The organism is uncultured Thiodictyon sp. (assembly GCF_903828115.1).
Classification (GTDB): Bacteria; Pseudomonadota; Gammaproteobacteria; order Chromatiales; family Chromatiaceae; genus Thiodictyon.
This window is the reverse complement of record NZ_CAIKKU010000512.1, coordinates 1-5,413: the sequence shown is the minus strand read 5'-3', so window position 1 is coordinate 5,413 and position 5,413 is coordinate 1. Positions and strand designations below refer to the sequence as shown.

The 5,413-nt window shown below is 60.4% G+C and carries 6 protein-coding genes and 1 tRNA gene; all 7 read right to left on the bottom strand.

The window, feature by feature from the left end; translation table 11 throughout:
- Positions 1 to 142 precede the first annotated feature (142 nt).
- Positions 143 to 928: a transposase gene (locus QZY48_RS18675; protein ID WP_295433997.1), complete on the bottom strand. Its 786-nt coding sequence runs from the start codon at positions 926 to 928 to the stop codon at positions 143 to 145.
- Between the two features lie 252 nt (positions 929 to 1,180).
- Entirely contained in the window at positions 1,181 to 2,461 is a 1,281-nt protein-coding gene (locus tag QZY48_RS34910) for an N-6 DNA methylase (protein WP_366929732.1), read from the bottom strand.
- A 12-nt stretch (positions 2,462 to 2,473) separates the two neighbouring features.
- Complete coding sequence (locus QZY48_RS34905; RefSeq protein ID WP_366929731.1) at positions 2,474 to 3,295, bottom strand: class I SAM-dependent DNA methyltransferase; 822 nt, start codon at positions 3,293 to 3,295, stop codon at positions 2,474 to 2,476.
- Positions 3,296 to 3,520: 225 nt separating this feature from the next.
- A complete protein-coding gene (locus QZY48_RS18665; RefSeq protein WP_295433994.1) occupies positions 3,521 to 3,913 on the bottom strand; it encodes a type II toxin-antitoxin system VapC family toxin in 393 nt (130 codons plus the stop codon).
- Positions 3,914 to 3,932: 19 nt separating this feature from the next.
- Positions 3,933 to 4,202, bottom strand: coding sequence for a hypothetical protein (locus QZY48_RS18660; protein ID WP_295433991.1), 270 nt, complete (start codon positions 4,200 to 4,202; stop codon positions 3,933 to 3,935).
- Positions 4,203 to 4,824: 622 nt separating this feature from the next.
- Positions 4,825 to 4,900: transfer RNA gene (locus QZY48_RS18655), tRNA-Ile, on the bottom strand.
- A 51-nt stretch (positions 4,901 to 4,951) separates the two neighbouring features.
- Positions 4,952 to 5,413: sigma-70 family RNA polymerase sigma factor (locus QZY48_RS18650; RefSeq protein WP_295433988.1), on the bottom strand; the 462-nt coding region annotated here is incomplete at its 5' end.

The following is a 5,413-nucleotide window of genomic DNA, read 5'->3' as shown; positions in this document are numbered from 1 at the left end:
CATAATGAGAGACTCAGGCAGAGAGGCGAAAGCCGTTTTTCTCATAAACGACTGGATGAAGCGTGGTCGACCAACAATACATGCAAGCTGGTGACCTACTATGCTTAGTTAGAAAGCCAGCAGTCAGGATAGTTGCAAAATCTTAATAATTAAATGGTTTTATTGAAATCGACCTGCCTCTACAAATATTTAAATTAAGGTACTTATCGCGTTTCGTAGGGGCGGGTTTCAAACCCGCCCCTACGCCGACATCAAGGTGATCGTTGGATTTCAAACCCGCCCCGACGCCAGCATCGCGATAGCAATCAGGCTTCAATCCCGCTCCCCCGTCGGCATTGCGTTGGACGCGAGCGGGTTTGAAACCTTCGCCGATGACACCGGTATCAACGAGAGGCGCATTAGCAGGGTGGAGGCTATCTTCGGACCAGCGGCACGGATTGTTGATGATATATTCGGCGATGCGGGTGTAATCCGCCTCACTGCGGATGACGTGTTCGTAATAGTTGCGTTGCCAGACCGAGATGCCCGGCGATTGGCGGATTTCGTTGATTCTGCGTGCCGAGAAGGTCTTCAGCGCCCTGATGATTTCCGGGAGTGCGTGGCGTTTGCTCGGAGCGGGGTTGAGGCCAATGGCCGTAGGGGCGGGTTTCAAACCCGCCCCTACGTCGGTCAGGATGATAATGCCGTGGACATGATTGGGCATGACGACGAATTGGTCGAGACTGACATGCGGATAATGATTGGGCAGATCGTTCCAAGCCTGTGCAACCAGTGCGCCAAATTGATTCGACACAAATAGGCCACTGATCACCTCGCCGAACAGGCACAGGCGATCTTGAACGCAGATGGTGACGAAATAGGCCCCAGCCTGAGCGTAATCGTATCCTTTCAGGCGCATGGAGCCGCGAGGGCGAATCTCTGCCGGCATCAACTTTACCTCACTCTGCCCGCATCGTTGCGATCTCGATTAGGTCAGACACTGTCTGACCAATTTCCTTGTTGCTCCCAAGCGGGATAGGGTGTTGACCCCGCCCCGAATGTTTGGGACTGCCATAATATCTTGGGCACCGATGGGCACCGGAAAGGTCAGGGACGGGGAAAAAGCCCTTAAGCAGCGTCGGCGCACCGTCCGGACCGAATTGCGCAGACAGTGTCTGCGCAATCTGATCAGCGCTGAGTGTCATAACGCAAACCCCATCCGCTCCAGGTGCCGGTCCACCCTGGCCTCCAGCTCGGCCACGCGGGCGGCCATCTGGGGTTTTGGGGTCTCGTAGCGCTCGGCCAGTTCCTTCACGCGCCGCGTGAGTTTCTGGCTGACGCGGTCCATCTCGCCGTGGATGGCGGCCGCGAGTGCGGCGAGCCACTTGTCGTCCACGACCAGAAACTTGATCTCGGCCTCGGTGAGCTTGGCATAGCGGGCGTAGGCCAGGACATCGAGGGCGGACTCGGCATCCTTCAGTCGCTTCTTGAGGTCCGCTTCTTCGGCGTTGCGCTTGAGCCAGTCATCGAGCACCGCGGCCTCGTCTTTGGCCTCCTTATCATTTTTGATCTCCCTGAGCCGGACGGCGACGTTGACCTTGTTCACCTTGTCCAACTCGGCAAAGGCACCCTCCTCCCCGCCATGCTCGTCCTCCAACTCGGCGAGCCGGGCACCGACAGTCTCCAGTTCGGCGGCGATCCGATCGCTGGCCGCCTGTTCCTTGGCATAGTAGCGGGCGACGATCAGGGCCTTGGGGATCAGGTCGCAGGTCCAGCCCTTGTCTCTGTGCTTGCCCTTCTTGTCGGTCTCGATGACACGGTAGGTCTCGGCCTTCCAGCCGTCGGCGGCGATCAGATAGAGGTCGTCCTGCATGGTCTCGGCCCAGTAGTCCATCAGGTACTGGTAGATGTGATAGGGATCGATGAGCGGTTTGTCCTGGTAGTGTGCAAGCAACCCCTCGGACAGCCGGACGATGACCTCCTTCGGGTGACAGCCGGCCGCGAGGACCTTGAGCGCGGCGGCACTCTGCCCCTGCCAGGCGGCGAAATGGGCCTGCATCCCAATGATGAAGGCGGCGAACTCGGGGTGCTCGTAGATGGCGGTCTTGATGGCCGCCTTGTTCTCGATCAGATGGGGGGCCAGATCCAGATAACCTGGCCGGTTGGGCCGGAACAGGGTCTGCCGCAGTTGCGGGCAGACGGCCCAATAGGGCGCCAGGGCATCGACATCGGCGGCGGGGATACCGCCCTGCAGGTGGCCGGCGATGTCCTGCACGTCCTCAGGCGTCTGGCTGTCGATATAGCGCGGCAGGTTCAGGTTGAAGTCGTTGCGCTCGATCTCATCGACACCGACCAGGCGCGCATAGCGGGGAACTTCGAGCCGGCGGGTGAAGCAGTCCACGATCTTGTGGATGTCTTGGGCGCGCAGCCGGTTCTTGGGTCCGTCCTTCATGAAGCCGGCGCTGGCGTCGATCATGAAGATGCCCTTGCGCGCCTAGGCGTCCTTCTTGTCGCTGAAGGGGATATTGGCGGCAATGTAGTCGAAGGTCTTGAGGTAATCACCGGCCAGGTATTTGGGGTCGGTCAGGGTGTTGCCCTGCATGATCAACGCGGTGGGGTTGTTGTGCAGGATCATGTTCATGCGGGCCAGGCCGCTGGTTGCGGCATCCTTTTCCTGGCCATAGAGGGTGACCGGGGTGCGTGCCGTATCGGCGATCTTGAGCAGCAGTGAGCCGGAGCCGCAGGTGGGGTCGTAGACGGTGGTCTCGGCACTGGTCTGTGCCTCGCGGATGCCGAGGATCTGGGCGACGACCCGGCTGACCTCGGCGGGGGTGTAGAACTGGCCCTTGCTCTTGCCGCTCTCGGTGGCGAAGTGCCGCATCAGGTATTCGTAGGCGTCGCCCAGGATGTCGTCGCCGTCGGCGCGGTTCTTGGAGAAGTCGAGCGCCCTGTTCTCGAAGATGCTGATGAGGTTCGTGAGCCGCTCCACCAACTCCTTGCCGCTGCCGAGCTTGGAGGCGTCGTTGAAGTCCGGCAGGTCGGACAGCCGGTTGGCGTTCGCCAGCGGGGCGATGATCCGCTTGTTGATCTGGTCGCCGAGGTCGGGCTTGCCCTTGAGCGCGACCATGTCCTTGAAGCTCGCGCCGGCGGGGATGGTGATCGGCGCGAAGGGCAGATCGGCGTACTTGTCGCTGACGTATTTGATGAACAGCAGGACCAGGACATAGTCTTTGTACTGGCTGGCGTCCATACCGCCGCGCAGCTCGTCGCAACCGGACCAGAGGGAGGAGTAGAGTTCGGACTTCTTCAGGGCCATGGACAGATTTCTGGTGGGTGGGGCGCGGGCAGGCGCAGCCGAAGGCGGCTGGCCTGGAGCGCCGCGGGACCATCGGGAACGGGCAGGCTCCTGGGCAGTGCGCCTGAACCGGTTTCGCCAATCATACGCCGAAGCCCTGGGAGACCGTGAAGGCCGCCCGAGAGCCATTCGATGACCGGGCGTTCGACATGGGCGGCTTCGGTCATGGTCCTTTTTCTCCTTACTCTACAGCGCGGCTAATACATCAGTTTGGGGAAAATCGTCGCCCTTGAACAGGAGGGGTTCTGCCCGCTCTTTGGCAAGGGCATAAGAAAAGCAATCCCCGAAGTTCAAGCCGGCCGGATGCCGACCTTTGCCGAACCGCAACCAGGCTTGATAGGCGATCTGAGCGACTCGGGCATCCACGGGAAAAACCTTGACGCGTGCGACTTCGAGCAGATCGGTGAGGCTTTGGCGCCCGGTTTCTCCGCGCCGACCGGTAATGACGAGCATCGTCTCAAACCATGTCACCGCCGACATCGTGTGATCAGCGTCAGTCGCGGCCAGGCGCCGGGCGAACTGTCCGGCCTCGGGTTCGCCCAGCAGTATGCAGATCAGTGACGAGGTATCGATCACCATGGGCGTCTCCTTTACGGGTTCACGCGGGCCAGCCGTTTTCGTCATAGCCGACGATATCATCCGCGCTCCGGGGATCGAGTTCCGGTAATGCGGCACAGCGTCGGCTGATTTCCATGATGGCTGCGAGTCGCTCCTCGGGGGCGGTGGCAGCCGGCGCAGATCCTTTTGCGAGCAGCGCTTCCAGAAGGACAATCACCTCTGTGTCGATCGGGCGATGGTGAATAATCGCCTGTTGCTGCAACCTGTGATGGAGGTCTTCCGGGACATCGCGTAGGGTGATGGTGGGCATGGTAACTCTTCATATTCCGGGGACAGCGGGGTTGCCCGAGCCGTCCTACATCATGGTCAATCCTGCAAACGGACATCATCATGTTGCCCCCCCGTTTGCGCACCCCAGTCTGCATATCGCCAAATGGCCGTTACAAGCCTAACGCTTACCTGCGGTCAGTTCAGGAGAGTATAGCCGTATAGCCAACAGCATATGAGAGCAGGCGTGACACCGAGAAAGAGCAGTTGTTACGCCAAGGCGCCAAGCTCGCCAAGTTTTTTCAGTGCGTTATCGGCATTGTGCGATTCACCCAGCGGGTGATCTGGATACTGAAGCTACCCTATTGTATTTCTTGGCGAGCTTGGCGCCTTGGCGTGAGTAACTGCCGGGTTTAGGGCACAAGATCGGCAGGTATCTGGGTGACGCTACCACTGATATGACCGCTCCGTAGCGCAAAAGGAGTGGCTGTTCTTGGCCAAAACTTGGCGGTCGCGGTCCGCGTGGCTCGCCGGGTCGATGTACGCCCAGATCGACGCTGGCACGAGCACGGAATGGCTGCGCGCAGAAAATGCGCCGGAGCCGCAGAGTCTCGCGCAAGAAGAATCCCCGTGTCCAGCATGAGCACGAGGATTGTCAGCGTTAGTGGTGGGCCGTCTAGGATTTGAACCTAGGACCAAGGGATTATGAGTCCCCTGCTCTAACCGCTGAGCTAACGGCCCGGATAGAGGTTGTGAGCGATGCTCGCCGGGGCGGGACGCCCCGGCTCCTTTTCAATCGGTATCCAAGAAGCTCTTGAGCTTTTCCGAGCGCGTCGGGTGGCGCAGCTTGCGCAGGGCCTTGGCCTCGATCTGGCGGATGCGCTCGCGCGTCACGTCGAATTGCTTGCCGACCTCTTCCAGCGTGTGGTCGGTGTTCATGTCGATGCCGAAGCGCATGCGCAGGACCTTGGCCTCGCGGGAGGTGAGGCTCGCCAGCATGTTTTGGGTCGCCTCGCGCAGCCCTTCCATGGTGGCGGATTCGACCGGGGAGATGACGCCGGAGTCTTCGATGAAGTCCCCCAGGTGGGAGTCCTCGTCGTCGCCGATCGGGGTCTCCATGGAGATCGGCTCCTTGGCGATCTTGAGCACCTTGCGGACCTTGTCCTCGGGCATCTCCATGCGCGTGGCGAGTTCTTCCGGGGTCGCCTCGCGGCCCATCTCCTGGATCATCTGCCGGGAGATGCGGTTGAGCTT

Excerpts from the sequence above, each read along its gene's own strand:
- QZY48_RS18675 (WP_295433997.1), bottom strand. The coding sequence starts at position 928 with ATGCCGGCAGAGATTCGCCCTCGCGGCTCCATGCGCCTGAAAGGATAC.
- QZY48_RS18665 (WP_295433994.1), bottom strand. The coding sequence starts at position 3,913 with ATGGTGATCGATACCTCGTCACTGATCTGCATACTGCTGGGCGAACCC.
- QZY48_RS18660 (WP_295433991.1), bottom strand. The coding sequence starts at position 4,202 with ATGCCCACCATCACCCTACGCGATGTCCCGGAAGACCTCCATCACAGG.
- QZY48_RS34905 (WP_366929731.1), bottom strand. The coding sequence starts at position 3,295 with ATGGCCCTGAAGAAGTCCGAACTCTACTCCTCCCTCTGGTCCGGTTGC.